At 74.6% G+C, this 25,836-nt stretch carries 20 protein-coding genes; 15 read left to right on the top strand and 5 right to left on the bottom strand.

All coding sequences use genetic code 11. The features are described from left to right. Positions 1–21: 21 nt before the first annotated feature. The 8 genes from ABZW30_RS19005 to ABZW30_RS18970 all read left to right on the top strand — a co-directional run bounded on the left by ABZW30_RS19005 (position 22) and on the right by ABZW30_RS18970 (position 12,374). Complete coding sequence (locus tag ABZW30_RS19005) at positions 22–2,214, top strand: putative baseplate assembly protein (RefSeq protein ID WP_355672265.1); 2,193 nt, start codon at positions 22–24, stop codon at positions 2,212–2,214. Next, positions 2,214–4,343 (top strand): phage tail protein, encoded by a 2,130-nt coding sequence (locus tag ABZW30_RS19000; protein WP_355672264.1) that lies wholly within the window; start codon positions 2,214–2,216, stop codon positions 4,341–4,343. Before ABZW30_RS19005 ends, ABZW30_RS19000 begins: the two co-directional genes overlap by 1 nt. Next, the gene (locus ABZW30_RS18995) at positions 4,340–6,028 is read left to right on the top strand and encodes a hypothetical protein (protein WP_355672263.1); all 1,689 of its coding nucleotides are present in this window, start codon (positions 4,340–4,342) and stop codon (positions 6,026–6,028) included. Before ABZW30_RS19000 ends, ABZW30_RS18995 begins: the two co-directional genes overlap by 4 nt. Then, positions 6,021–8,117: an ATP-binding protein gene (locus tag ABZW30_RS18990; RefSeq protein ID WP_355672262.1), complete on the top strand. Its 2,097-nt coding sequence runs from the start codon at positions 6,021–6,023 to the stop codon at positions 8,115–8,117. Before ABZW30_RS18995 ends, ABZW30_RS18990 begins: the two co-directional genes overlap by 8 nt. Positions 8,118–8,356: 239 nt before the next feature. Further along, positions 8,357–9,715: a hypothetical protein gene (locus ABZW30_RS18985; protein ID WP_355672261.1), complete on the top strand. Its 1,359-nt coding sequence runs from the start codon at positions 8,357–8,359 to the stop codon at positions 9,713–9,715. Then, positions 9,712–11,187, top strand: a complete 1,476-nt coding sequence (locus ABZW30_RS18980) for a hypothetical protein (RefSeq protein ID WP_355672260.1) — start codon at positions 9,712–9,714, stop codon at positions 11,185–11,187. Before ABZW30_RS18985 ends, ABZW30_RS18980 begins: the two co-directional genes overlap by 4 nt. Beyond that, positions 11,184–11,402 carry a hypothetical protein gene (locus ABZW30_RS18975; RefSeq protein WP_355672259.1) on the top strand — a complete coding sequence of 73 codons (219 nt, stop codon included), beginning with the start codon at positions 11,184–11,186 and terminating at the stop codon, positions 11,400–11,402. Before ABZW30_RS18980 ends, ABZW30_RS18975 begins: the two co-directional genes overlap by 4 nt. Positions 11,403–11,513: 111 nt before the next feature. Beyond that, positions 11,514–12,374 (top strand): BTAD domain-containing putative transcriptional regulator, encoded by an 861-nt coding sequence (locus ABZW30_RS18970; RefSeq protein ID WP_355672258.1) that lies wholly within the window; start codon positions 11,514–11,516, stop codon positions 12,372–12,374. Positions 12,375–12,561: 187 nt separating this feature from the next. On the opposite strand, the gene ABZW30_RS18965 is transcribed toward ABZW30_RS18970, so the two are convergent. Beyond that, on the bottom strand, positions 12,562–13,614 hold the full coding sequence (locus ABZW30_RS18965) for a PP2C family protein-serine/threonine phosphatase (protein ID WP_355672257.1): 1,053 nt from the start codon (positions 13,612–13,614) through the stop codon (positions 12,562–12,564). Between the two features lie 489 nt (positions 13,615–14,103). Between ABZW30_RS18965 and ABZW30_RS18960 the strand changes: the two genes are divergently transcribed. From ABZW30_RS18960 to ABZW30_RS18945, 4 genes are all read left to right on the top strand, one after another. Beyond that, positions 14,104–15,102 (top strand): alpha/beta hydrolase, encoded by a 999-nt coding sequence (locus ABZW30_RS18960; protein ID WP_355672256.1) that lies wholly within the window; start codon positions 14,104–14,106, stop codon positions 15,100–15,102. 229 nt (positions 15,103–15,331) lie between these two features. After that, positions 15,332–16,306 (top strand): alpha/beta hydrolase, encoded by a 975-nt coding sequence (locus tag ABZW30_RS18955; protein ID WP_355672255.1) that lies wholly within the window; start codon positions 15,332–15,334, stop codon positions 16,304–16,306. Between the two features lie 85 nt (positions 16,307–16,391). Next, positions 16,392–17,147, top strand: coding sequence for an alpha/beta hydrolase (locus ABZW30_RS18950; protein WP_355672254.1), 756 nt, complete (start codon positions 16,392–16,394; stop codon positions 17,145–17,147). Positions 17,148–17,158: 11 nt separating this feature from the next. Next, positions 17,159–17,713, top strand: coding sequence for a DNA starvation/stationary phase protection protein (locus ABZW30_RS18945; protein WP_355672253.1), 555 nt, complete (start codon positions 17,159–17,161; stop codon positions 17,711–17,713). Between the two features lie 124 nt (positions 17,714–17,837). Here the strand turns inward: ABZW30_RS18945 and ABZW30_RS18940 are convergent, their stop codons facing one another. Next, positions 17,838–19,262, bottom strand: coding sequence for an NAD(P)/FAD-dependent oxidoreductase (locus tag ABZW30_RS18940; RefSeq protein WP_355672252.1), 1,425 nt, complete (start codon positions 19,260–19,262; stop codon positions 17,838–17,840). Between the two features lie 272 nt (positions 19,263–19,534). Here ABZW30_RS18940 and ABZW30_RS18935 point away from each other — a divergent pair, with 272 nt between their 5' ends. Continuing rightward, positions 19,535–19,840: a GNAT family N-acetyltransferase gene (locus ABZW30_RS18935; RefSeq protein ID WP_355672251.1), complete on the top strand. Its 306-nt coding sequence runs from the start codon at positions 19,535–19,537 to the stop codon at positions 19,838–19,840. Positions 19,841–19,892: 52 nt separating this feature from the next. Here the strand turns inward: ABZW30_RS18935 and ABZW30_RS18930 are convergent, their stop codons facing one another. The 3 genes from ABZW30_RS18930 to ABZW30_RS18920 form a co-directional block, all read right to left on the bottom strand. Next, positions 19,893–21,485 (bottom strand): MFS transporter, encoded by a 1,593-nt coding sequence (locus tag ABZW30_RS18930; RefSeq protein ID WP_355672250.1) that lies wholly within the window; start codon positions 21,483–21,485, stop codon positions 19,893–19,895. A gap of 83 nt (positions 21,486–21,568) precedes the next feature. Beyond that, the gene (locus ABZW30_RS18925; protein ID WP_355672249.1) at positions 21,569–22,051 is read right to left on the bottom strand and encodes a DoxX family protein; all 483 of its coding nucleotides are present in this window, start codon (positions 22,049–22,051) and stop codon (positions 21,569–21,571) included. Positions 22,052–22,083: 32 nt separating this feature from the next. Beyond that, positions 22,084–22,746 (bottom strand): hydrolase, encoded by a 663-nt coding sequence (locus ABZW30_RS18920; protein WP_355672248.1) that lies wholly within the window; start codon positions 22,744–22,746, stop codon positions 22,084–22,086. A gap of 352 nt (positions 22,747–23,098) precedes the next feature. On the opposite strand from ABZW30_RS18920, the gene ABZW30_RS18915 reads away from it, so the two are divergent. Together ABZW30_RS18915 and ABZW30_RS18910 are read left to right on the top strand one after the other, a co-directional pair. Continuing rightward, positions 23,099–24,976, top strand: coding sequence for an amidohydrolase (locus ABZW30_RS18915; protein ID WP_355672311.1), 1,878 nt, complete (start codon positions 23,099–23,101; stop codon positions 24,974–24,976). Between the two features lie 28 nt (positions 24,977–25,004). Further along, the gene (locus tag ABZW30_RS18910) at positions 25,005–25,724 is read left to right on the top strand and encodes a YoaK family protein (protein WP_355672247.1); all 720 of its coding nucleotides are present in this window, start codon (positions 25,005–25,007) and stop codon (positions 25,722–25,724) included. Positions 25,725–25,836: the final 112 nt, after the last annotated feature.

Raw genomic sequence — 25,836 nt, 5'->3', positions numbered from 1 at the left:
CGGGCAGGGGGTGAGCCGGCCATGGCCCTGATCGGTCCGATCCTCGACGACCGTACCTTCGCTCAGCTGCGCGACGAGCTGATCAAGCGCATCCCGGTCTACAACCCCGAGTGGACCGACCACAACGCCACCGACCCCGGCGTGGCGCTGCTGGAGCTGTTCGCGTACCTCGGCGAGTCGCTGCTCTTCCGCTTCAACCAGATCCCCGACGCCACCAAGGTCGCCTTCCTCCGCCTGCTCGAACTCCGCCCTCGGCCCGCCCAACTCGCGCGCACCCTCATGGTGTTGGACACCGACGGGGCTGCCGGCGTCCAGCTGCCGCGCGGCACCGAGGCCCGCGCCGGGGCCGTTCCCTTCGAGACCGAGGGCGAGGTGGTCGCCTGGCCGCTGGAGACCCTCGCCGTCGGCAAGACCGCCGCCCCGGCCGCCGCCCCGGGCAGCACCGAGGCCCGCCGGCGGGAGGACGCCGTCGCCGCCCTCCCGCTCGACCAGCAGAACCACGTCCGCGCCGGGGCCGCCCCCGACTTCTACGTCACCACCGCCGTCCCCACCGACCCGCTGGCCACCGATCAGCCGTCACTCGACGTCAGCACCACGCTCGACCAGTGCCTCTGGATCGCGCTGCTCGGCAGGAACAGCACCGACCCGACGGAGCTGCGCAACCGCGCGATCTTCCTCGGGGTCGTCCAGGACGCGGAACTCCCCAGGCCCTTCGACCTGGAGGCGCGTGACCCGGACCGCTCCCGGCTGCGCGCCGCCGACCTCACCGCCGACCCGCCCGCCTTCCTCTGGGAGCTCTGGAACGGGCCCGACCGGGCCGGCAGCGCCGGGACCGCCTTCACCAACATGGCCGTCCTCGCCGACACCACCCGCGGCCTGACCGCCACCGGCGTGGTCACCCTGCAACTGCCGAACACCTTCCCCACCCACGCGAAAGCGCCCACCACCACCGGCGACCTGCTCAGCCCGCCCCCGCTGGACGACGAGAAGACCGCGGCCCGCGTCATCGGCTGGCTGCGGGTACGCCGCCCCGCGACCGAGAACGACGCCATCCACCGCATCCGCTGGGTCGGCGTCAACGTGGTCGCCGTCGTCCAGGCCCGGACGGCCTCCCCGGAACTGCTCGGAACCGGCACCGCCGACGCCGGCCAGACCTACCGGCTGACCCAGCACCCGGTCGTCCCCGGCACCGTCCGACTGGAGGTCGAGGAGGTGGACGGCTGGCAGCCCTGGACGGAGGTGGAGACCTTCGCCGACAGCGGCCCCCTGGACCGGCACTACACCGTCGACCTCACCGCCGGGCTCGTCCAGTTCGGCACCCGCAGCAAAGTGCCGCAGATCGGCGAACGGATCAGGGTCACCTCCTACCGCTACGGCGGCGGGGCCGCCGGGAACGTCCCGGCCGGGGCGATCGACGGTCTCACCGGCGTGGCCGGGATCAAGGCCAGGAACGTCCTGCCCGCCGCCGGCGGCGCCGACCCGGCCTCCCTCGCCGAAGCCCTGGACAGCCTCCCCGCCGAGCTCCACCGGCGCGACCGGGCCGTGACCGCCGACGACTTCCGCGCCCTCGCCCTCGAAGTCCCCGGCGTACGGCGGGCCGAGACGCTGCCGCTGTTCCACCCCGACACCCTGAGCAGGTCCGCCGCCGGGGTGGTCAGCGTCCTGGTCTTCCCCACCGAGGACCTGCGCGACCTGAGCGCGCCGCTGCCCGACCTCGCCCTGCTGCGCCGCGTCGCCGCCTACCTCGACCCGCGCAGGCTGCTCACCACCGAGCTCTACGTCATCCCCCCGACGTACCTGGACATCGCCGTCTCCGTCGGCGTCCACGTCCGGGACGGCTACCAGGTGGACGCCGTCCGCCGCTGGGTCGAGCTGATCATCCGCCAGTACCTCGCGCCGGTGCCGCCGTACGGACCGGACGGCACCGGCTGGCCGCTCGGGCGGGCGGTTCGGCGCGCCGAACTGGAGGCCGTCGCCGTGCAGGTGGACGGTGTCGAGTACCTCGACGGCGAACTGGGGCTGGCCGTACGCGCGAACCCGACCGCCGCCTGGACGACCTCCCCGCTCGTCCAGCTGAAGGCCTGGCAGGTCCCCCGGCTCGCCGAGATCACCGTCGTCACCGGCCCGCCGCTGCCGCCCGGCGCCGGTTACGGGGCCACCCCGCTGCCCGGCGGCGACCCCGTCCTCGTCCCGCTGCCCCCGGAGGTGTGCTGATGGACGGCGACCGGGCGATCACCATCCTCACCGACTCCGACCAGTGGGCCCGCTGCGCCCACGACGGCACGGCGCTGATGGACGGTGGCGGGGTGAGCCTCGCCTGGAGACCGGAGCCGTCGTCGGTCGGCGGGCCGTCCGGACCCGGCGCCGCCGGGCTGGCCTTCGACCGCTGGGGGCGGGCCTACCGCTCGTACCCGGGCAGCGGCCGGGTCGACGTCCTCGACCCGAAGGCGCCGGCCGCCCCCGCCGATCAGCACCCCGGCACCCTGCGCACCCCGCGGGGCCTCGCCGTGGACAGCGCGCAGCGCCTCTACATCGCCGAGTCCTGCGGCGCCGCGGTGCAGGTGGTCGACCTCTGGGCCGAGCGCCTGCTGCGCCGGGTGCCGGTGCGCACCGTCGCCCACCGCGCCCGCCGACCGCTGGACGTGGCGGCGCTCTGCGACGGCGCCGTCGTCCTGCTGGCGAACCCGGCGGGCCTGGTGCGGCTGCGCGGGCGGCGCGGCCCCGGACGCGGCCCGACGCTGCACGGACCGCTGCTCGCCGCGGGCCTGACGCCCACCCGGGTCGCCGTCACGGCCGGGCAGGTGTACCTGCTCTGGTCGGTGCCCTGCGGCGGGCGGGCCGTGGTCGCCCGACCCGACGGCAGCCACCGGATCGAGGTCGGCGAGGCGAGCGACCTCGCCTTCGCCGGCGACGGGCTGCTCACCGTCGCCGGCCGCCCCGGGCAGCCGTTCCGCCGGTTCCGGCCGGACGGGGACGGCTGGGCGGAGATCGAGCCCGTCCGGGCACCGCGCTACGACGGCGGCGCCGTCGAGGTCAGCCCGGACGGGCGGACGGCGTACACCTGCGACGAAGGCCTCGGCTGGACGGCCGGCCCGGCGGCGCAGCACGTCCAGAGCGGACGGCTCGTCACCTACCGGCTCGACGCCGGCGCCTACCGCACCCGCTGGGGCCGGATCTTCCTCGACGCCTGCATCCCCCCGGGAACCGACGTCCGGGTGGGCTTCCTCACCAGCGACGAGGACACCGTCCCCGACCCGCTGCCGTGGACGCCGGCCGTGCAGGGGCAGCGCGCGATCCGCCACGGCGACCAGACCCCGCCGCTGCCCTCCGAACTCCAGCTCGACCGACTGGGGCCGCTGGGCGGGCTGTTCCGACGCCCCACCGGCCGCGAGTGGCCCTGGGCGCAGATCGCCCCCGACGACACGTTCGAGACGTTCGAGGCCCCGGTCGACGCCGCACCGGGCCGCTATCTCTGGGTCGTCCTCGGCCTCAGCGGGACGGCCAGGCTCACCCCGCGCGTCCGGGCCCTGCGGGTGGAGCGCCCCGGCCACCGGCTGCTCGCCCAACTGCCCCGAGCCTTCAGCCGGGACGAGGACGACGCCGACTTCCTCCAGCGCTTCCTCGCCCCGGCCGAAGGGCTGCTGCACGAGCTCGACGGGCGGGCGGCCCTGCGGACGATCCTGCTCGACCCGACCGCCACCCCGCAGGAGGCCCTCGGCTGGCTGGCCGGCCTGGTCGGGATCGTCCTCGACCGGCGCTGGCCGATCGACGCCCGGCGCGCGCTCGTCGCCCAGACGTACGACCTGTTCCGGATCCGCGGCACCCTGACCTGCCTGGAACGGATCCTCCGGCTGTACCTGCCCGTCCCGGTCGCCGTCGTGGAGAACTGGCGGATGCGTGGGCTCGGCGGCGCCGTCCTCGGCACCGGGCCGGGCGGGCCGTCGGCCCCCGCGGTCGGCGGGGCGGCGCGGGCGACGGCCACCCTGGGCCGTTTCGCCGTGGGCGGCGTCAGACCCGGCGAGGACGGCTACACGGCGACGGCCCACCGGTTCACCGTCCTGATCGCGGCGCCGGTCCAGGGCGAGCCGCTCGACGTGGTCCGGAACATCGTCGAGCTGTACAAGCCCGCCCACACCCTGGCGGAGATCTGCCCGCTCGGCGTCGGCATGCGGATCGGCCGCGGCCTGCACCTCGACCTCACCTCGGTGGTCGGCCCCGGCGCGGCCTGGGGGCCCGCCGTGGTCGGCCACGTCCGGGTCGGCGAGGACGGTGTGGTCGGTGTCCCCTCGGCAGCCGCGCGGGTGGGGGAGACGGCGGCCGTGGGGGCGGTGAGGGTGGGATGAGCGCTCCGACGGTGGCGATCGGGCGGTTGTCGGCGACGCTGCACGACGACGGTTCGGCGTCGGCGGGCCGCGCCGGGTTGGAGACACCCCTGCGGTGCGTCGTCGAGGGCGGCCTGGAGCGCGCGCTGAGGGAGGTGCGGCTGCCGGCCGGCCGATGGTGCGTCCGACGGCTGCGGCTGACCGTGCCGCTCGACCTCGACCGGCCCGGCCCCGCCAGTGGACAGGACTGGTCGGCGGCGATGGCCGCCGCGATCGAGCGGACGATCCGGGAGGGCCGCGGCGAGATCGTTCACTACCGGCACGACGTCGAGCTGCTCGCCGACGTGGTGGCCGGGGTGGCGAGCGGACGGACCGGGCGGCTCTGGGCCTGGCAGCAGGCGGGGGCACTGCGACCCGGGGACCCCGCGCCCACCGCCGAGCCCCGGACAGCCGTGCTCGCGGCGCTCGGTCGCGTCCCCCGGCACGCGGCGGCGGCGCTGCTCCGGGCAGCGGCCGTGTGCGGGCTGCCGGCCCTGGACCGGGTGCTCGGAGAGGAGGGGTGGCAGGCCGTGGCCGCGTTGACGGCGGTTGCGTCCTGGTGCGGGCCCGGTCCCGCCGGGCCGCGCGGCGGCACGGATGCCGACACCGCGCCGGTCGCGCCGGCCCGGGCGCTCGCCCGGACCCTGCTGGCCGGCTCGGCGCTGGCGGGGCTGGCCCGGTCGGCCCGGCTGCGCCCCGGGCCCGCGACGCTGGCCGCCTGGGCCGTGCTGGTGGCCGCCGAGGCCGATCCCGGTTCGCTCCACCGTCGGCCGCACCCCGCCCTGCCACGGGTGCTCGCGGAGGAGCTGGGAGCGGTGCTCGGGTCGGCCGCGCAGCCGCCCGTGACGGACCGAACGGCGGAGGCACCGGCTCCGACGGCGCCCTCCTCCGGGTGCGCGAACGGTGAGCGGCGCCCGGCGGCCGACAGCACCGCGACGGGCGGGGAACCGGCAGAGGGTGCGCCGAGGCCCTCCGGCGAGGGGTCGCAGGACCAGCCCGGGCGCGCGGACGTGACAGCGGAGGACCCGACCGCCGAGGCACCGTCGGCCGGACCGGCCGGGGATCCCCGGCGGCACCGGGCCGAGACCCGCCCGTCCCAGCCGGCCCGAACGCACCGGGACGACGGTCCCGCCCCGGGCACGGCCCCGGACGGGGCGAGCGGCGAGTTCACCGGCTGGGCCGGTCTGCTCTTCCTGTTGGCGACCGCGGCCGACGCCGGTCTCCCGCAGCGCGCACTGGACGACACCGCCCTGACCGCCCGCCCGCTGCGCTGGGTGCTCCACCGCATCGGGTGCGAGCTCCTCCCGGACGCGGCCCCGGACGACGCGGCGCTGGTCGCCCTGGCCGGCGTCGGCCCCGCCCACGCCGGCGCCCTGCTCGCCGCCCCGCCGCCCACGGCGGCCGAACTGGCCCGGGTGCGGGCCCTCGCCGCCGCCTGGGCCGCGGCCACCGCCGCGCGGCTCGATCCCGAGAACGGTTCGGCCGACGGCCGGGCCGCCGTGCGGGCGATCGCCCGGCGCGGCGGGGAGGTGTTCGCCGAACCCGGGTGGATCGAGGTCCGGCTGGGTGTCGCCCAGACCGACCTGAGGGTCCGCCGGGCCGGGCTGGACCTGGACCCGGGCTGGGTGCCCTGGCTCGGCGCGGTGGTGAGGTACGTCTATGCCTGAGACGCCGGAAACACCGCAGGCGCGCCCGCTCACCACACCTGAAGCGCCGCCCGAGGCGGTCAGCCGTGGGCTCAGCGCACGGGCGGCCGGGCTCGCCCTCCGGCTGGCCGCGCTGCTCGAAGCCACCTGCGACGAGGAGTCCGCCGGATCCTCCGTCGGCTTCCTGCGTGAATGGGCCGAAACCGCGGCCGAGCACGAGCGGCCGCCGCACACCGACCCGGCACCGATCCGGCGGCTGACGGATCGGCTGGGCCTCACCGAGGTGGAGCTGGACCTCGTGCTGCTCGCCGGCCTCCCGGAGGAGCACGAGGGACTGGCCAGAACCTTTCGGACCATGCACCCGCGCGGCGACTCGCACCCGAGTGTCGGCCTCGCCGCCCTCCTGTTCGATCACGAACGGCACCTCGGGGCGTCGGCCGGACCGGCCGCCGACCGGGCGGCGCTGCGTCGGCTGCTCCACGAGGGGGCGGCCGCGCGCAGCGGCGCCCTCGCCGTCTCCGGCGAGGGGACGTTCCACGACCGCAGCCTCCGCTTGGCCGACCGCCTCTGGGAGGCCCTGCACGGCTGGGACGCCTGGCCCGACGCGCTGACCGAGGTCGAGGTCGGGCCGCCGGTCGCCGGACTGGACGGGTGGCTGGCGCGACCGGCCGCCGAGCGGGCCGTGGCCGCGCTGCGCTCCACCGCACCGCGGACCGTGATCGTGACCGCGCCGGACGAGACGATCGCGCTGAGCCGCTGCGCGGCACTGGCCCGCGCCGCCGGGCTGCGGCCGGTGGCCGGGCGGGTACGCCCCGAATACCCTTCCGTGCTGGGTCTGCTCGGCCTGCACGCGGCTGCCCGCGGCGGGGTGCCCGTCCTGGTGGCGCCCCGGCCGGAGGAGGGGGCGGGACCGGCCAGGCTGGACCTGCGCCGGGTGGTCGGTCCGATCCTGGTCTGCGCCGAACCGGGCGCCGTGCGGCCCGGCCCGGAACGGCCGGTGCTCACCGTGCCGGTCGGGCCGATCGACACGGAGGACCGCCGGGCCGCCTGGCGCGCGGCGCTACCCGACGAGGCCTGGCAGGCCCCGCAGCTGGCGGCCCGTCACCCACTGGACCCGGCGCTGACCGCGCAGGTCGCGCTGGACGTGCACAGCTGCGACGAGCTCGCGCCGGACGGCGCACGGACGGATGTCTCGGCCGCGATCCGGACCAGGGCCGGCGCGGTCCTCCCGCCGGGCGTGGACCTGGTCAGCCCGCAGGCGCCCTGGGAACGGCTGGTTCTGGCGCCCGAGCCCGACCGCCAACTCCGGGACGCGGTTTCCCGGTTGGCGTACCAGGCGGCAGTCCTGGACGACTGGGGGCTGCGGGAGGCGGCCCGCGCCGACCGCGGTGTCCGGCTGCTCTTCAGCGGGGCGCCCGGCACCGGCAAGTCACTGGCGGCCGAGGTGCTGGCGACGGCCGCCGGGACGGACCTGCTGGTGGTGGACGTCTCGCAGGTGGTCTCGAAGTGGATCGGCGAGACGGAGAAGAACCTCTCCGCCGCGTTCGACGCCGCCGAGCGGATGCAGGCGGTGCTGTTCCTCGACGAGGCGGACGCCCTGTTCGGGACGCGGACGGAGATCTCGGAGGCGAACGACCGCTTCGCCAACCTGGAGACGGCGTACCTGCTCCAGCGGCTGGACCGTTTCGACGGCCTGGCCGTGCTGGCCACCAACCTGCGGCAGAACATCGACGCCGCGTTCGTCCGCCGGATGGACTTCGTGGTCACCTTCGACCTCCCGGGCGAGTCGGACCGCCACCGGCTCTGGCAGCTGCACCTGCCGGCTCCGGTACGGGACGACGGCATCGACCTCGCCGCGCTCGCCCACCGCTACCCCGTTCCCGGCGGCTGGATCCGCAACGCCGCGATCGCCGCGGCCTTCCGCGCCGCGGAGTCCGGAGGGCGGGTCGGCCAGCCGCAGCTGGTCGAGGCGATGCGCCGGGAGTACGCCAAGGCGAACCGGCCCTTCCCGGTGGACCCGGCCGCCCCACCCGGCGTGGCGGCGGACGAGCGGGCGCTGCGCGCGCTCGGCGCGGCCACCATCGGCTCCAACAGGGAGGAGAGACCATGACGGCGCTCGGCAGCAGCGCACCGTGCGGGTGCGGTGGTACGGCCGGCGGTGCGACCGGCAGGGGGAGCGGCACGTCCGGTGGCGGCTCGGCGTACCCGGGCGGATCGTCGGCGGCCTCCGGCTGGTCCGGGCACCCGGGCCATTCGGGGGCGGCCGGTACGGGGGTGTCCTCCCCGTGCGGACCGTGCGGCTCGGCGAGCGGCACGTCCGACGGCCCGTGCCGGCAGGACGAACTGCCGGTGACCCCCTTCGACGCCCTGCGCGTGGCCTTCGGCATGCTGCTCGGCGAGGACGACTTCCGCGTGCTGATGGGCAACCCGCGTGGCAAGCAGATGCTGCACTCGGCCTGGCTGCACGGCCCGGGTGTGATCTGGGGGTACGGCGTCCACCTCGACGCGGACGGCGACCGGTTGCGGGTCGGGCCCGGCCTGGCGGTGGACGGCTGGGGCCGCGAACTCGCCCTGGACGCCGAGGCGTGCCCCTCGCTGACCGAGTGGGCCGTCCGGTGGGCCGCGGACCACCCGGCGTCGAGCGACCCGCAGCAGGACGGCGGGCAGGCGGCCGGGGCCACGTCCGGCCGGCCGCAGGACGACCCCTGCCCCGGGGACAGCCGGCGGGTGACGGCCTGGTTGACGGCCGAGTTCGGGACCTGCGCGAGCCGACCGGTACCGGCCCTCGCCGACCCGTGCGACATCACCCGCCGCCACGACGACTACTCCCGGATCGCCGAGACCGTCCGGGTGGTGATCCGCGGGGACGAACCGCCCCGCCGCCGCCCGTACCACCGGGTACGGGTGCTGTTCGGGCTGGACGAGGTCACCGGTTCGGACGACGCGGCGGGTCGAGAGGCGGCGGAGGCCGCCGACCGGGTGCGGGCCACCGCGCCCGGGCACCGGGCGGAGCAACTGCTGGCGGAGTTCCGCCGGCTGGCCGCGTGTGACGGGATCCAGGACGCACCGGAGTCCGAAGAGGGCGACGCCTGCCCGCAGCTCTTCCCGGTGACGGAGGACCACGCGCCGGTGGTGCTGGCGGAGTTGACCTTCGACGTCATCACCCGGCCCGGCTGCGTGCAGGTCGCCGACGTGGAGGTGGAGCCGAAGGCCCGTACCGTACTGCTGCCCACCGGCGCCATCCAGGAACTGCTGTGCGGACTGGCCCCCGCGCTGCTCGGTGAGACCCTGCGCGAGGACGCCGGGGGGCCCCGGCTGGATCCGGGCTCGCTGCGGTGGTCCCGCGGCGACACCTGTCTGAGCTTCTGCTTCGACAAGCCGGTGGACCGCAGGTCACTGGAGCAGGCCATCACGATCACCTCGCTCTCCGAGCACGGCGCGGGCTGGGCGCGGAGCGGGGTGGCCGGGGTACGGCTGACGGACGACGACACCCGGGCCGTCGTCGACCTGGAGAACGCGCCCGCGCACCGGCTGGTGCGGGTCCTGATCCGGGGCACCGGCCCCGAGCCCTGCTACGGGACGGACCCGTGGGTGCCGTTCGCCGGAGTGGCGGACGGACCGGCGGCCGGGCGACACGACGGCCACGACGCCGTGGTCACCATGCACCTGAAGCAGCAGACCGCCGACGCCGGGAGGGCCGAGTCATGACCATCGCCGAGGGCGGCGCCGCCGCGGGCGCGGGAGGGGCCGCAGGGTACGCCACGTCGACCGGCACGCCCGACGAACGCTCCGCCGGTACGCCGGACACCGCGGGCGGCGACATCGACCGTCTGCACGCCTTCGACGGGCTGTTCCTGCGGGCCGAGCATCTGAACCGGATCCAGGACTACACCCGGGAGTTCGCCTCGGCGATCGGAAGGTCCGGCGGCCCGGGCGTGGTCGATGGCTTCCAAGTGGTCATCGACCAGGGCGAGTTGAAGGTCGGTTCCGGGCTGGCGATCGACGCGGTGGGGAGGCCGCTGCGCTCCCGGCACGAGGTGTCGCTGCCGCTCAAGGACCTGCAGCTCGGCAATGACACCTTCTGGTGGGTGGAGGTGTCGCGCGCGGACTGGGACTACGGCGAGACCGCCGTCCAGGGCCTGCTCTGCGAGGACCCGTGCTCGGGTGCTACGACCAACCGCCAGTTCACCGCCGAGGGCGTGCGGATCGAGCTGAAGGCGGACAAGGCGGCCGGGCTGGAGGAGCAGTTCAGCGCGAACCGCCGGAACTGGCTGGCCTCCCGGGTGTTCGGGATCGAGCAGGACGACGACACGCCCTGGTTGGCCGATCCGTCCGTCCTGCCGTCCGAGTGGGAGCCGCCGGTCGACTACTCGCGGCCCCCGGTCCGCGTCGCCCTGGTGATCCCGATCGGGCAGGACGTCTCCCAGTGGATCACGGATGCCTGGTCGGCCCGCCGCGAGGTGGGCGCGCCGCCACCGGAGCGCTGGTGGCAGGGTCGGCTGGGCATGCGGCCGTGGAACGTCTACGTGGCGCAGATCCTCCAGTTCCAGGCCCAGTTGGCGCAGTGGCGGGACACCCGTACGGACGCGACGGCCGATCGGGCCGCGGACGCGGTGCTGGTCGAGGAGATCAGGAAGATCGTGGACATGGCGCAGGGCACCCGGTCGCGGCTCGCGCTGTCGATGAAGGACGCCCTGGAGAAGGCCGCGAAGGAGGACAGCGAGCGGCGGGACGTCGCGGTTCGGCCCCTGCCCCCGCTGGCCGAGCGCGGCTTCGGCGAGCTGCCACCCGCCGGCTACCTGCCGGTCCAGAGCGACGAGCGGCTGCTCCGGCGCGAGGTGCGCCGGGTGCTCGGCGACAAACTGAGCCTCCACTTCTGCGTCGCCTCCCGGGCCGACATCGCGGAGGCCGTCCAGCAGGCACGGCACCGCGACAGGATCACGCTCGACTCCGGCGCCGACGTGGACATCCTGGTCCCGGTGACGAAGTTCGGGGAGGAGGGCGCATGGACGGGTGGGTGGGTCGCATTCGTCCGGAGCCGGCAGGTCTCCTGCCAGTCGCAGGGAGACGGCCGGAACGGCCCGGCCGCCGAGCCGCAGCCGGGGGCGATCACTCAGGGAGCCGGCGACGGGCAGGCCGTTGACGAGCCGCAGGTCGCAGGGTCGGGTGGCGATCGATGAGACCGGCTGACGAGGAGGACCTCCCGTACGCCGGAGTGTGCGTGGTGCGGGTGGAGCCGCAGGCACCGGGCCGGTTCCTGATCACGGTCACGGCGAACACGGACCTCCGGGGGCCGTGGACCGAGTCACGAGGGCAGGCGGTCGACGCGGGAGTGGCGCTGAGCCTGGTGGCGGACTTCCTGCGGGGCTGCCGCGTCGGAAGTGGGCAGAGCTGACCAGGTGTACCGGGAGAAAGGGCGGGAAAGCACCATTCGGTCGCGCACGGTGACGGGGGAGTGACGGGGCGCGCATAGCATCTGGGCCGGACTTCGACGCGGAGGACCGCCATGCACGCACTGTTCCTGGAATCGCCGATCCTGATCCCCACTCAGGGCGACGCGCCGACCCTGCACCTCTTCGGCACTCCGCGGGTGGTGCACGCGGGGCGCCGGCTGGAGGTGCCCGAGGGCAGCAAGCGGCTGCTCGCGTTCGTCGCACTCAACGGCGGGTGGGTGGAACGCCGACATGCCGCCGGCACCCTCTGGCCGCTGGGCGACGACCTCCGGGCGGCCGGCAACCTCCGCTCGGCGCTGTGGCGGCTCAAGGCGGCCGGCATCGACGTGCTCGACTCGGACAAGTGCTCCCTCTCGATGCGCGAGCACACCGTCGTCGACCTGTACGTCCTGCGCGACTGGGCCGGGCGCCTGATCGCCGACACCGCCACCCCCGCCGACCTCTGCACCTTCAAGTGGCGCGCCGACGCGCTGGACCTGCTGCCCGGCTGGTACGACGACTGGGTGCTGATCGAGCGCGAGCGGATCCGCCAGCGGCTGCTGCACGGCCTGGAGGCGCTGAGCCGCCACCTCGTGCGCGTGGGCCGCTACGCCGAGGCCGTGGAGTCGGCCATGGTCGCGGTCGGTGTCGAACCGCTCCGGGAGAGCGCCCAGCGGGTGCTGATCGAGGCGCACCTGGCCGAGGGGAACCTGGTCGAGGCCATGCGCAGCTACGACGCCTACCGCAGCCTGACCGGTCGCGAACTCGGGGTCGAGCCCGGCCGGGAGCTCTCGCTGCTCCTGCGGACGCACTGCGACTCGGTCCGCCGGTCGGGCGCGCGCACGCCCGACCGGCTCGCAACCTTGCCGACGACAACCGGTGTCCCGAGTGGGGCGCCGGTCGCCGCTACAGGCGGTGCGACCGAGCGCTCCTAGGGCGCGTACCGCGCGTACCGGATTGTGATCAATCTGCGGGATTCGCCCTCGCGGCGGAGCCTGATCCGGTGGACGACCGCACCCCGGTGGAGCGGAAACACGGCTGTCGCCTCCGGCCCGGAACCGGCGGCGCCTCGAACGAGTTCCGGCGCCTGAAACCTGCGCAGGTCAGAGCCACATCTCAGGCTCAGCGGCTCGGGCGCCGCCGGGCGACGAGGGCGGCGATGTCGTCGTCGAGCTCGCCTCCGCTGTAGGCGATCAGGTCGCGATGGAGGTGGTCGAGGAGCTGGTGGGGCGCCTCGCCGCTCCACGAGCGGACGCGTTCGGCGAGGGGGTAGAAGGCGCCGGAGCGGTCGCGGGTCTCGGTGACCCCGTCGGTGTACAGCAGGAGCTGGTCTCCGGGGTGGAAGGGGGCGAGGTCGACGTGGTAGCCGTCGCTCACCAGCATGCCCAGGTTGAGCGGCGGCGAGGGAGCGGCGGGCAGCAGCGCCCGGACCCCGCCGCAGTGCAGCAGCAGTGGGGGCGGGTGGCCGCAGGTGACGGTGCGGACGACGGGTTCGTCGTCCGGGATCTCGGCGAGGAGTACGGTGATGAAACGTTCAGCGATCTCCGAGCCCGGGACCCCCGGGTACTGGGAGGCGCGGCGGCTCATGCTCGTCTCCAGGCGGTGCGCGAGGTGGGGCAGGTCGGGCGCGTCGTGGGCGGCCTCGCGGAAGGCGCTGAGGAGCGCCGCGGCCGTCTGCACCGCGAGCAGGCCCTTGCCGCGTACGTCGCCGATGAGCAGCCGTACGCCGTTCGGGGTGCGTATCGCCTCGTACAGGTCGCCGCCGATCCGGGCCTCCGCGGCGGCGGCGAGATAGAGGCTCTCCAGCGTGACGTGCCCGAGGTGGCGTGGTACCGGATGCAGCACCGCCAGCTGGGCCGCCTCGGCCACCGAGCGGACCTGAGTCAGCTGATGGGCGCGTCGGCCCAGCATGCGGTTGAGGAAGACGGCGAATGCCGCGATCACCACGAGGGTGGTCAGCTCGGAGTAGGCGGTCGCATCCCGCAGCGCATCGAAATCCACCATGAGGCCGACGTAGATGGCGCACGCGCCCACTCCGGTGAGCACGGTCCCCCACAGGGGCAGCAGCGCGGCGGCAGCGACCATGGCTGTGGCGAGGAAGGCGTCCGGCCTGACATCGCGGGGCGTGAAGAGGCCGATGAGCAGGCCGATGAACAGCAGCAGAGCAGGCAGCACGGGCAGCAACCTGGCCCGCGCACCAGCGCTGTGCGGGACTCCGCGTTTCTCACCGCGTTCCTCAGGAGACCTCGCCACCGTGCCGCTCCCCGGCGTCACACAGGTCGAGCGGCAGCCTGGGCCCGGAAGCCAGGCCACCGGTTTGGGCAATTCTATCGGTTTGGGTAATTTTATCGCCGTTCGCCCGTAGTCCACGAACAGCCCGCTTCTCGCCGTCACCCGCCTTCTGGGCGGGAGGACGAATCCCAGCCAAATGACCCAACAGGCACGCGGACGTCGGCTGACGTTCCGCCCGCCGGCGGTCGGAAATCCGTGCACGGAAAGGCCACCGCGGCCGCCATCGCGGCAGTACGGTCGAGCGGCGTGTGCGCAGGGTGGGAAGGCGCGCCCGGCATTGCGCCCCGGCATCGCGCCCGGCGCGCACCGGGTGCCCGCCACGGTGCGCGCCGCGCGTCGTAGCGCCCGTCCGATCACGCCAGGAGCGAAGAGTTGTCCGACACCACCCCCTCGCACGGCCGACGACCGGCGCTCGACCGGGCGCTCCAGGAGTTCCTGGACGCATCTGCCGGCAAGGGGGCGACGGAATTACCGGACCTCTCCCTCCTCGCCCCGGACCACGCGGGGGACGTCGCCGCGTCGGTCGGCAGGGAGCCGGACGATCCGTACGGCACCACGGCGGAATGGCTCGCCCTGCCCTGCGGACCGACCGGGCGGGTGCACGTCCAGGTGACCAGACCCGTCGGCGCCGTCGAGCCGAGCCCCGTGGTGCTGTTCCTGCCCGGCCTCGGCTGGTCGCTCGGCGACGCCACCTCCTACGGCCGGTTGATCCGGGAGTTCTCCCTGGGCACCGACGCCGCCGTCGTGTACGTGGACTACGCCCGGGCACCCGCGGCCCGCTATCCGGTGGCCATCGAGCAGTGCTACGCCGTGGCCCGTTGGATCCAGGCGCACGGCCACGAGATCGGGCTGGACGGACACCGGATCGCCGCCGTCGGCGACTCCGCGGGGGGCAACCTGGTGGCGGCCCTGACGTTGCTCGCGCAGCAGCGCGGGGACGTACGGCTGGTGCACCAGGTGCTGCTGTGCCCGGTGACCGACGCGGACTTCGACACCCCGTCCTACCGCAGGTTCGCGACGGGGTACTTCCTGCACCGCGACCACATGCGCCGGTTCTGGGACGACTACCTGCCCGAGGTGCGGCGGCGGCGGGAGGCCACCGCCGCGCCGCTGCGGGCCACCCCGGACCAACTCGCCGGGCTGCCCCCGGCGCTCGTGGTCACGGCAGAGGCCGACGTGCTGCGGGACGAGGGCGAGGCGTACGCGGCCAGGCTGCGCGTGGCGGGCGTCCCGGTGGTGGCGACGCGCTACCAGGGTGCCGTGCACGGCTTCCTGCTCCTCGACGCGCTCCATCCCACCGGCACCGCGCGGGCCGCGCTGATCCAGGCCGTCGACACCGTGCACGTGGCCTTGCACCGCCGTTCCTGGTGAGGCGGGGCGGCCCGCCGGGTCTTCCGGCTCATTCATACCGGCACGGGGAGTGGAAGCGAAACCTTCGACCGAGCCTTCGAAGAGCGGCAGCCAGGCCGGGGCGTCGGCCGGCGCGGTGAGGGGTGCGCGGATCGGCTGGAGGGCGTGCGCCGTCAGGACAGGCCTCCCGCCTGCGCGTTCCTAGCCTGATCACCACCACACAGGACAACGAAACCCAGAGGTGATCACCATGTCCGAGCAGAACGCCGCCGGTGCCGGGCCGACCCTGGAGCCCGAGGCCCAGGCCTTCGTCGAGGCCACGGCGAACCCGCCCTACCTTTTCGACCTGGGCCCGGCCAAGGGCCGCGAGGCGGTCGACGAGGTGCAGTCCGGCGAGATCGCCAAGCCGGAGGTCGACGAGGAGTGGATCGAGGTGGCCGGCGGCCCGACCGGCCGGGTCCGGGCCCGCATCGTGCGTCCCGCCGGGGCCACCGGCCCGCTCCCCGCGGTCCTCTACATCCACGGCGCGGGCTGGGTGTTCGGCAACGCGCACACCCATGACCGCCTGGTGCGCGAGCTGGCCGTCGGCGCGCAGGCCGCCGTCGTCTTCCCCGAGTACGACCTGTCGCCCGAGGCCCGCTACCCGGTCGCCATCGAGCAGAACTACGCCGTCGCCCGCTGGGTCGTGACCGACGGAGCCACCAAGGGCCTGGACGCCACCCGGTTCGCCGTCGCCGGCGACTCCGTGGGCGGCAACATGAGCGCGGCGCTCACGCTCATGGCCAAGGAGCGCGGCGACGTCCCGCTGGTGCAGCAGGTGCTGTTCTACCCGGTCACCGACGCGGCCTTCGACACCGACTCCTACCACCGGTTCGCCACCGGCTACTTCCTGCGCCGCGACGCCATGCAGTGGTTCTGGGACCAGTACACCACCGACCCCGACCAGCGCGCCGAGATCACCGCCTCCCCGCTGCGCGCCACCGTCGAGCAGCTCCAGGGGCTGCCGCCGGCGCTGGTCATCACCGGTGAGGCCGACGTGCTGCGCGACGAGGGCGAGGCGTACGCCGTGAAGCTGCGTCAGGCCGGCGTTCCCGTCACCGCCGTCCGGTTCCTCGGCACCATCCACGACTTCGTGATGCTCGACGCGCTGCGTCCCTCGAAGTCCGCGCAGGGCGCCATCACCCTCGCGATCGAGACGCTGCGCGAGGCGCTGCACCAGGGCTGACCGCCCGCCACCGTCACGGCCTCCGCCGCGCCGGACCCCGGTGCGGCGGGTGCCCGGAGAACTCAGAAACCCCAAGGACTCAGGAATGACGACGAACGACACCCCCACCGTCGTGCTGGTGCACGGCGCCTTCGCCGACGCCTCCAGCTTCGCCCGGGTCATCCCCGAACTGCTCGCCGACGGGCTGAAGGTGGTGGCACCGGCCGTGCCCAACCGCAGTCTGCTCGGTGACTCGGCCTACATCGCGTCGATGGTCCGGCAGATCCCGGGACCGGTCGTGCTGGTCGGCCACTCCTACGGCGGCGCCGTGATCACCGTCGCCGGCGCCGAGGAGAACGTCAAGGCACTGGTGTACCTGGCGGGTTACGCGCTGGAGGAGGGGGAGAGCCTGGGCGAGCTGCAGGGCCGCTTCCCCGCCTCCGAGCTCGCGTCCGCACTGGTGTACACACCCTTCCCGCTGGAGGGCGCGGACGGCCGGGGTACGGACGGCCGGGGTACGGACGGCCAGGGCACCGATGTCTCGGTCGAGGTCGACCGTTTCCCGGCGATCTTCGCCGCCGACGTCGACCCGGCGCTGGCCCGCGTCCTCGCGGTCTCGCAGCGCCCGCTCGCCGCCGCGGCCTTCGGCGAGGCCGCGCCGGTCGCCGCGTGGAGGAGCAAGCCGTCCTGGGGGCTCGTCTCCGCCGCCGACCGGACCATCAACCCCGAGGTCGAACGGTTCGGCTACCAGCGTGCCGGGATGACCACCGTCGAGGTCGACTCCTCGCACCTGGTCATGCTCGCCCACCCCGAGCAGGTCGCCGACCTGATCCGCGCCGCCGTCCGCTCCGTCACCAACTGACCGGGAGAACCATGAGCAGCCAACCGCGCCTCCACCAGCACAGCCCCGAGATCCAGACGTTCGGCACCGTCACACAGCTGCCGATCGCCCTGTCCCACGACGCCCGGCAGTACTCCTGCCAGCGGCTCAATCGCATCCTCGCGGACACCCAGTTCCTGTACACGCTGTACAAGAAGCACCACTGGGGTGTGCACGGCCCGACCTTCTACCAACTGCACCTGCTCTTCGACAAGCACGCCCAGGAGCAGCTGGCCCTGGTCGACGTGCTCGCCGAACGGGTGCGGAGCCTGGGCGGCGTCGCGGTGGGCGATCCCCGCCACGCCGCCGAGATCACCGGCGTACCGCGCCCGCCGGACGGGGTCGAGGACGTGCCGGCGATGCTCTCGCGGCTCCTCGAAGCCCACGAGACCATCCTCGCCGAGGCCCGCGACGCGGCCGCCCGCACCGCGCAGCTCGGCGACGACGGCACCCAGGACCTCCTGGTCTCCCAGGTCATCCGCACCGGTGAGGCCCAGGTCTGGTTCCTCGCCGAGCACCTCGTGGTCACTCCCCAGAGCGGGGCGTGACCAGCCGGCGGGGCCCGTCCGACGACGGGCCCCGCCCACCATGCCCTTGCCGTCCCGCCTCGGCCACCCGCGCCGGTCGTAGGTGATGACCCGGCGGCCGGCCGCTGGTCCGCGCGCGTCCGGCTCAGCCGCGGTAGGCCTCCAGCAGGCGCAGCCAGACCTCGCTGATGGTCGGGTAGGCGGGGACCGCGTGCCAGAGCCGGCTGAGCGGTACCTCCCCGGCGACGGCGACGGTCGCCGAGTGGAGCAGTTCCGAGACCCCGGACCCGACGAAGGTCGCCCCCACCACGGTCTCCCGGTCCAGGTCGATCACGGCCCTGGCCTGCCCGTGGTACCCGTCGGCGTACAGCGCGGCCCCCGCGACGTCGCCGATCCGGTAGTCGACGGCCCGCACGCGCCGGCCGGTCGCGGTTGCCTCGGCGAGGGTGAGCCCGACCGAGGCGACCTCCGGGTCCGTGAAGACCACCTGGGGTACGGCCGCCCGGTCGGCGGTCGCGACGCTGCGCCCCCAGGGAGCGAGGTCGAGTTCACGGCCGGCCGCCCGGTCGGCGATCACCGTGCCGAAGACCCGGCCCTGGTACTTGCCCTGATGGGTCAGCAGCGCGCGGCGGTTGACGTCGCCGGCCGCGTAGAGCCAGCCGCCGGCCACGTCCACGGCCAGCCCGGTGTCGTCCACCTCGATCCAGCCGCCGGGCTTCAGCCCGACCGTCTCCAGCCCCAGATCGCCGGTCGCGGGCCGCCGTCCGGTGGCGAACAGCACCTCTTCGGCCCGCAGTTCACCGTGCTCGCCGAGGTCCAGGACGACCTCGCCGTCCCGGGCCAGGCCGGCCACCGACACCCCGAACCGCAGATCGACCCCGGACTCCCGGAGTGCCTCGGCCACCAGGTGGCCGGCGAACGGCTCCAGCCGCGGCAGCAGCGCCGGCTCCCGGACCAGCAGGGTCACCCGGCTGCCGAGCGCGCGCCAGGCCGTGGCCATCTCCACGGCGACCGCGCCGCCGCCGATGACGGCCAGCCGGTCGGGGGCCTCGGCCGCGCTGGTCGCCTCGCGACTGGTCCACACGCCCGTCCGGTCGATGCCCGGCAGGTCGGGCAGGGCCGCACCGGTGCCGGTGCAGACGGCCACGGCGTGACGTGCGGTCAGGATGCGGCGATTCCCGCCGGGGACGTCCACCACCACCCGTCGCTCGCCGTCCAGCCGGCCGTGCCCGCGGACCAGCGTGATCCCGGCGGAGTCCAGCCAGGCCACCTGGCCGTCGTCCCGCCACAGCGAGGCGAAGTCGTCCCGGCGCCGCAGCACCGCGTCGGCGTCCAGCCCGCCCCCGACCGCCGCCCGGGCGCCGGGCAGCCGCTGCGCCTCCCGCAGCGCGGCCGGCGGCCGGAGCATCGCCTTGCTCGGCATGCACGCCCAGTACGAGCACTCGCCGCCCACGAGCTCGCGTTCGACGATCGCCACGTTCAGCCCGCCGGCCCTGGCACGATCGGCTAGGTTCTCGCCGGTCGGACCGGCACCCAGCACCACGAGGTCGAACTCATCGGTTCCGCTCATCTGTCAGCCGTCTCCCTCACCATCCGATGCGCCGTCATCGGCCGGCCCGCGCGGCGCGCGGGCCGGGCCGCGACCGACGTTAGGCGGTCCGGCCGGGGCGGCCTGCTCCGTGGGTGCCCGGTGCTGTCCCCAGAGGGCACGGGAGTGCCGAGGCGGTCGAGGCAGGACAGATGTTGAGATTTAAACTATGATGGCTTCGACGCCGCGCTCAGGCACCGCGCTCCGGTGCCGCGCATCGCCCAGGCGGTCGACCACACCCCGTAGGAGGAACGATGGACCAGCTCGTCACCGACGACACCGACAAGTCCCGGTTCGAGATCCACGACGGCGGAGAACTCGCCGGCTTCGCCGAGTACCACCGCTCGGGCGACGAGATCGCCTTCATCCACACCGAGATCGACCCGCGCTTCGAGGGCCGGGGACTGGCCGGCCGGCTGGCGCGTGCCGCGCTGGACGCGGCGCGCGAGCAGGGGCTCGCCGTGCTGCCCTACTGCCCTTTCATCCGCGGGTGGATCACCAAGCACCCCGAGTACGCCGACCTGGTCCCCGCCTCCCACCGTGCCCGGTTCGGCCTCTGAGCCACCACGTACCGGCGCTTCTCCGTCGGGCGCGCGCCGAGCCGGACCCGGCTCACTCCCGGGCCGTCACGGCGTGCGTCACGACCGGCTCGCTCCGCACGAACTCCCGGGCCGTGCGCTCGAATTCGCGGTCGATTCCGGTGTAGCGCTCGTGGTGCTGGGCGCGGTGCTCCGCCCACGAGGTCACCGTGAAGACCTCGATGAAACGGTTCGGTTCGGTTGCGTCCCGGTACAGGCCCCAGCCGATGGCACCGGTCCGGCGCCGGGAGGCCTCGACGGCACCCATCGCGCGGACGAAGGCCGAGGAGTCCGCGCCGGCGACCCGGTAGGTGACGGTGACCAGGACCGGGCCGTCCTGCGGGGCCGGCTCGACGGTCAGCCGCGGTTCGGGCCAGGTGTCGGACAGCGACGGATCGACCCGGCCGTCCAGCAGTGGAAGCCGGCGCAGGGAGACCACGCCCAGCACGAGCAGCGCGGCCGACGCGGTCAGGGCGACGGTGAGGCCGGCGTGCTGGGCCAGCTGCCCCCACGCCAGCGCGCCCAGGGCGTTGCCGCCCTGGAAGACGAGCAGATAGAAGGCGACCGCCCGCGCTCTGACCCAGTTGGGGAGTTCGAGCTGCAAGGCGGCGCTGAGGGTGGAGAGTCCCCAGATCCAGGCCGCGCCCGCCAGTGCGAGGACCGAACCGGCGAGGACGGCGTCCGTGGTGACGGCGACGACGACGAGTGTGCCCGCCGTCAGCGTGCCGGCCAGCGCCAGCATGCCGGTTGATCCCAGAAGGGCACCCAGCCGGGGCAGCGCGCCCGCGCCGAGAATCGCCCCCAGCCCCACCGCGGCGAGCAGCATGCCGTACCCGGCGGAGCCAAGGCCCAACCGGTTCTCGGCGGTCACGGGAAGCAGAGCCCACAGGGCGGCGGCCCCGGGGACGAACAACGCGCTGCGCAGCAGGATCCGCCGAACCCCCGGCGCGCTGCGTACATAGCGCCCGCCGGCGCGCAGCGCCGCGAGCGCCTGCTCGCGCTCCTGGCCGCGGCTGGCAGCTTGTCCGACGGGGTGCCAGCGCAGCAGGACCAGCAGGATGGCGAGGAACGAGACGGCGTTGACCGCGAACGTCCAACCGACACCGGCGGCGGCGACCAGGGCGCCACCCAGTGCGGGGCCGAGCGCACGAGCCACGTTCATGTTCACCGCTCCGAGCGCCGAGGCCTGCCGCAGCTGCTCGCGCGGCACCAGACCGGGCTGGAGCGCCTGCCAGGCCGGACCGTTCAGCGCGGTCAGGCAGCCGAGCAGGAAGGTGAGGAGCAGCAGCGACCACGGTCCGAGGACGCCGGTCAGCGCGAGCGCGGCGAGCACGGCGGCGACCGCGGCCATGGCCGCCTGCATCCCGAGCAGCAGCCTGCGGCGGTCGACCAGATCCGCGAGGACGCCGGCAGGCAGGGCGAGGAGCAGCACAGGCAGCCCGGCCGCCACCTGGACCAGCGAGACCATTGCCGCCCCGTGGCCGACCAGCAGCCACTGCGCCCCGACGGTCTGCATCCAGCCGCCCACGTTCGAGACGAACTGGGCCAGCCACAGGGCGCGGAACACCTTCTCCCGCAGCGGGGTCCAGGCGGACCCGCCGGAATTCGCGACGGTACTCGGCTTCATCGACCTTCCCTGGGTGACGAATGAGCGTGGGCCCCGGGGCAGGTAGCTGCCCCGGGGCCCACGCGATCGGGAGTTGCCCGCGGTCAGGCCCGGTGCAGGGCGAGCCGCGTGGCCAGGCCGCCGCCGACGCCGGCGACCACCGCCACCGGCAGCCACCACAACGGCCAGTGCGCCAGGCCGAGGGCGCCGTCGAGCGACCACTGGCCGGGGCCGGTGGCGGCCAGCACCGCACCGATGACGATCAGCACGAGGGGGTACTCGTACCCGTCGTGCTGCACCCACAGCCCGTGCGGCCACTTGACGGTGAGGGCGACGGTCATCACGCCCATCACACCCGCGCCGGCCAGCGGAGTGAGCAGGCCGAGCGCCAGCATCAGTCCGGCCCCGATCTGGGTGCCGCCCGCGGCGAGCGCGGTGAGCTTCCCGCCGCGGAAGCCGTCGCCGCGGAACTCGGCGGTGCCACCCGCCAGTCCGCTGCCGCCCAGGCGGAAGCTGACCTTCTGGACGCCGTGGCCCGCGATCAGCAGGCCGGCGACCACCCGCAGCAGGAGAAGGCCCGTGTTCATGAGGGACTCCGGTCGAGTTCGGTCGCGGCCCGTCAGCCGGCGGCGTGCGGGTTGATCATGGCCTGGGCGTAGACGACGCCCATGCCGTAGGCGCCGGCGTGCTCCTTGACCAGGTCCGTCACCGCGACATAGGTCTCGGTCCGGGCCCAGTCGCGCTGGAGCTCCAGCAGCACCTGCACCCAGGTGACCGGCACCGCGCCGGCCGCGGTCATCCGCTGCAGGGCGTGCTCGTGCGCCCGCGGGCTCACACCGCCGGACGCGTCCGCGACCACGTACACCTCGTAGCCCTGCTCCAGCGCCGACAGCGCCGGCAGGACCAGGCAGACCTCGGTCCACAGGCCGGAGAGGATGATCTTGCTACGGCCGGTCGCCTTGACCGCCTCGACCAGTGCCTCGTCCTCCCAGGCGTTCATGCTGGTCCGGTCGATCACCTCCTGCTCGGGGAAGACCGCCCGCAGCTGCGGGAGGATCGGCCCGGAGAAGGACTCCGCGGCCACGGTGGAGAGCACCACCGGCACGTCGAAGATCTTCGCGGCCTTCGCCAGGCCGACGGTCGAGTTGATGATGGCGGTGCGGTCACCGCTGCCGGTGCCGAAGAACATCTGCGGCTGGTGGTCAACGAACAGCATCATCGCGTTGTCCGGGGTGAGCAGATCGGGGCTCGGGGCGGCGTGGACCGTGGCGAAGTCGACCATGGTGCTTCTCCATTCGGGGAGTTGACGGGTACGCAGGCGCCTGGCCGGGCCATCGGGGCGCCACGTTCGACGACGCTAGTGCGCGCCGGCCCGACGCGGCTGCTCGCTGCGCGCCCAGGACTGTTCCGAGACTGCACCGACGGCGCATCCCCGGGTCGGCCGCACGCGCCGTGCGCTGCGAGGCAACCGGCGATGCGCTGCGAAGGCACTCCGGGCACCGCGGGCTGCCTAGGTTCGCCGGGGCGGCCGCACCGCCCGCCGCGCTCAGCCCCCACTGACCCGGCGCACACCCCCGCCGCGCACGCCGACCCATCAGCCGCCACCGCTCGAAAGAGGAACTCCGTTGTCCAGCATGCCCGTCGCCGGCCTCCGGCCCGGCACCCCGGACCAGCCCGCCGACCTGGTCATCCGCAACGCCAAGGTGTACACCAACGACCCGGGGCGTCCCCGGGCGACCGCGCTGGCCGTCCGGGACGGACTGATCAGCGCGGTCGGTGACGACGCGGACGTCGTCCCGCTGGTCGGCCCCGACACCCGGGTGGTCGACGCGCTCGGCCGCCGGGCCGTCCCGGGACTCAACGACGCACACCTGCACGTCATCCGCGGCGGTCTCAACTACGTGCTGGAACTGCGCTGGGACGGCGTGCCGACGCTGCGTCAGGCGCTCGCCATGCTCCGGGTCCAGGCCGAGCGCACCCCGCCCGGCCAGTGGGTGCGGGTGGTCGGCGGCTGGTCCGCCGACCAGTTCGCCGAGCGCCGCCTGCCCACCCTGGACGAGCTCAACGCCGCAGCGCCCGACACCCCCGTCTTCGTGCTGCACCTCTACCAGTCGGCGCTGCTCAACCGGGCCGCGCTCCGCGCGGCCGGCTTCGCCCGGGACACCCCGGACCCGGTCGGCGGCCAGATCGTGCGCGGCCACGACGGCGAACCGACCGGCCTGCTGATCGCCGCGCCGGGCGCGTTGCTGCTCTACTCCACCCTGGCCAAGGCACCGATGCTGGACGAGGCGGACCGGGCCGGCTCCACCCGGCACTTCCTGCGCGAGCTGAACCGTTTCGGCCTCACCTCCGCGATCGACGCCGCCGGCGGCTTCCAGAGCTTCCCGGAGAACTACGGCACCGTCATGGACCTGGCCCGGCAGGGACAGTTGACCTTGCGGATCGCCTACCACCTCTTTCCGCAGACCGCCGGGCAGGAGCTGGACGACCTCGCCCGCTGGGTCAGCACCGTGCGCCCCGGCGACGGCGACGCCTGGCTGCGCCTCAACGGAGCGGGGGAGAACCTCACCTGGGCGGCGGCCGACTTCGAGAACTTCACCGAGCCGCGGCCGCACCTGGGCGCCTACGAGACCGAGTTCGAGAAGGCCGTGCGCCTGCTGATGGAAAACGGCTGGGGCTTCAGGCTGCACGCCACGTACGACGAGACCATCCGCCGCGACCTCGCCGTCTTCGAGAAGCTCGCCGCCGACGGCCTCTTCCCGCACGGCAACCGCTGGCTCTTCGACCACGCGGAGACGGTGAGCCCGGACAGCCTGGACCGGATCGCGGCCCTGGGCGGAGCCGTCTCCGTGCAGAACCGCCTGTCCTTCCAGGGCGAGGCGTTCGTCAACCGCTACGGCGCCCCGGCCGCCGCCGAGGCGCCCCCGCTGCGCGCCATGCTGAACCGCGGCCTCACCGTCGCGGCCGGCACCGACGCCACCCGGGTCTCCTCCTACAACCCCTGGGTCGCCCTGCACTGGCTGGTGTCCGGCCGCGCGGTCAGCGGGCGGCGGCTCGCGGCCGACCACAACCGGCTCAGCCGCGAGCAGGCCCTGGAGCTCTACACCCTGGGCGGCGCCCGGCTCACCGGTGAGGACGGGGTCAAGGGGCGTCTGACCGTGGGGAGTTACGCGGACCTGGCGGTGCTGAGCGCCGACTACTTCACCGTGCCCGAGCCGGACATCCCGCACATCGAGTCCGTGCTCACCGTGGTCGGCGGCCGGATCGTCCACGGCGCCCAGGAGCACCAGGGGCTGGCCCCCGACCTGCCCGCGGTGACGCCGTCGTGGAGCCCCGTCACGCGGTTCGGCGGCTACCACGCCACCCCCGCGCCCAGCCTCGCCGGCGTCCACCAGGCCGAGCTGGTGGCGCAGGCCGCGGCGGCCTCCGACGAGCAGCGCGCCTGGCGCGAGGCCCGCGGTCTCGCCCTCCCGGGCCAGGGCGCGGCGCCGCTGGACCCGTGCTTCTTCTGACGGTGCGGCAACTCGGAGAGGAGGCGTCATGACCACGCCCGCAGACGATCCCCGCACCGCCCCGCCACAGCTCCCTGGACCACAGCTCCCTGGACCACAGGTCCACGACCGCCATCCGCTGGCGCTGGCCCTGTTCGCCCTCACCGCGGTCAGCGGACTGATCGACGCGGTGAGCTACCTCGGCCTCGGCCACGTCTTCACGGCGAACATGACCGGCAACGTCGTCGTCATCGCCTTCGCCCTGGCCGGAGCCCCCGGGTTCTCCGTCGCGGGCTCGCTGACCTCCCTCGCCGCCTTCCTCGCCGGCGCGGTCCTGGCCGGCCGCCTCGCGGGGCGGCACACCACCACGCGGCGCGGCCGATGGCTGCGCGCGGCCCTGGTCCTGGAGGTCTCGTTGCACGGTGCGGCCGCCGTCGTCGCCTTCGCCTGGAGTGCGGACGGATCCGTGCGGTACGCCGTGATCGCCCTGGTGGCGGTGGCGATGGGCATCCGCAACGGCACCGTGCGCGGCCTCGGCGTGCCGGACCTCACCACCACGGTGCTCACCCTCACCCTGACCGGCCTGGCGGCCGACTCCCGCCTGGCCGGGGGCGCCGCGCCGCGCCAGCGGCGCAGGATCCTCGCGGTCGCCACCATGCTGGCCGGCGCCGTGCCGGGCGCGGTCCTGGTGCTGCACGGTCAGATCGCCTGGGCACTGGTGGCCAGCGCGGTGCTGGCCGGCGCCACGGTGCTGCTCTACCGGGAGTGAGGTGCCGCTCCAGCAAGCCGTCCGCTTCTCACTGCCGTCATCTCACTGCCGTCATCGCGGGCGCGATGACCCGGACCACCCCGCGCCGCTGATCGTCGTGCCCGCCTGTTCG

Origin of the sequence: Kitasatospora sp. NPDC004669, from assembly GCF_040609455.1 — a bacterium.
In the GTDB taxonomy this organism is placed as follows: domain Bacteria; phylum Actinomycetota; class Actinomycetes; order Streptomycetales; family Streptomycetaceae; genus Kitasatospora.
This window is presented reverse-complemented; position numbering and strand designations above follow the sequence as displayed.

Excerpts from the sequence above, each read along its gene's own strand:
- ABZW30_RS19005 (WP_355672265.1), top strand. The coding sequence starts at position 22 with ATGGCCCTGATCGGTCCGATCCTCGACGACCGTACCTTCGCTCAGCTG.
- ABZW30_RS19000 (WP_355672264.1), top strand. The coding sequence starts at position 2,214 with ATGGACGGCGACCGGGCGATCACCATCCTCACCGACTCCGACCAGTGG.
- ABZW30_RS18995 (WP_355672263.1), top strand. The coding sequence starts at position 4,340 with ATGAGCGCTCCGACGGTGGCGATCGGGCGGTTGTCGGCGACGCTGCAC.
- ABZW30_RS18990 (WP_355672262.1), top strand. The coding sequence starts at position 6,021 with ATGCCTGAGACGCCGGAAACACCGCAGGCGCGCCCGCTCACCACACCT.
- ABZW30_RS18980 (WP_355672260.1), top strand. The coding sequence starts at position 9,712 with ATGACCATCGCCGAGGGCGGCGCCGCCGCGGGCGCGGGAGGGGCCGCA.
- ABZW30_RS18975 (WP_355672259.1), top strand. The coding sequence starts at position 11,184 with ATGAGACCGGCTGACGAGGAGGACCTCCCGTACGCCGGAGTGTGCGTG.
- ABZW30_RS18970 (WP_355672258.1), top strand. The coding sequence starts at position 11,514 with ATGCACGCACTGTTCCTGGAATCGCCGATCCTGATCCCCACTCAGGGC.
- ABZW30_RS18955 (WP_355672255.1), top strand. The coding sequence starts at position 15,332 with ATGTCCGAGCAGAACGCCGCCGGTGCCGGGCCGACCCTGGAGCCCGAG.
- ABZW30_RS18950 (WP_355672254.1), top strand. The coding sequence starts at position 16,392 with ATGACGACGAACGACACCCCCACCGTCGTGCTGGTGCACGGCGCCTTC.
- ABZW30_RS18945 (WP_355672253.1), top strand. The coding sequence starts at position 17,159 with ATGAGCAGCCAACCGCGCCTCCACCAGCACAGCCCCGAGATCCAGACG.
- ABZW30_RS18940 (WP_355672252.1), bottom strand. The coding sequence starts at position 19,262 with ATGAGCGGAACCGATGAGTTCGACCTCGTGGTGCTGGGTGCCGGTCCG.
- ABZW30_RS18935 (WP_355672251.1), top strand. The coding sequence starts at position 19,535 with ATGGACCAGCTCGTCACCGACGACACCGACAAGTCCCGGTTCGAGATC.
- ABZW30_RS18930 (WP_355672250.1), bottom strand. The coding sequence starts at position 21,485 with ATGAAGCCGAGTACCGTCGCGAATTCCGGCGGGTCCGCCTGGACCCCG.
- ABZW30_RS18925 (WP_355672249.1), bottom strand. The coding sequence starts at position 22,051 with ATGAACACGGGCCTTCTCCTGCTGCGGGTGGTCGCCGGCCTGCTGATC.
- ABZW30_RS18920 (WP_355672248.1), bottom strand. The coding sequence starts at position 22,746 with ATGGTCGACTTCGCCACGGTCCACGCCGCCCCGAGCCCCGATCTGCTC.
- ABZW30_RS18915 (WP_355672311.1), top strand. The coding sequence starts at position 23,099 with ATGCCCGTCGCCGGCCTCCGGCCCGGCACCCCGGACCAGCCCGCCGAC.
- ABZW30_RS18910 (WP_355672247.1), top strand. The coding sequence starts at position 25,005 with ATGACCACGCCCGCAGACGATCCCCGCACCGCCCCGCCACAGCTCCCT.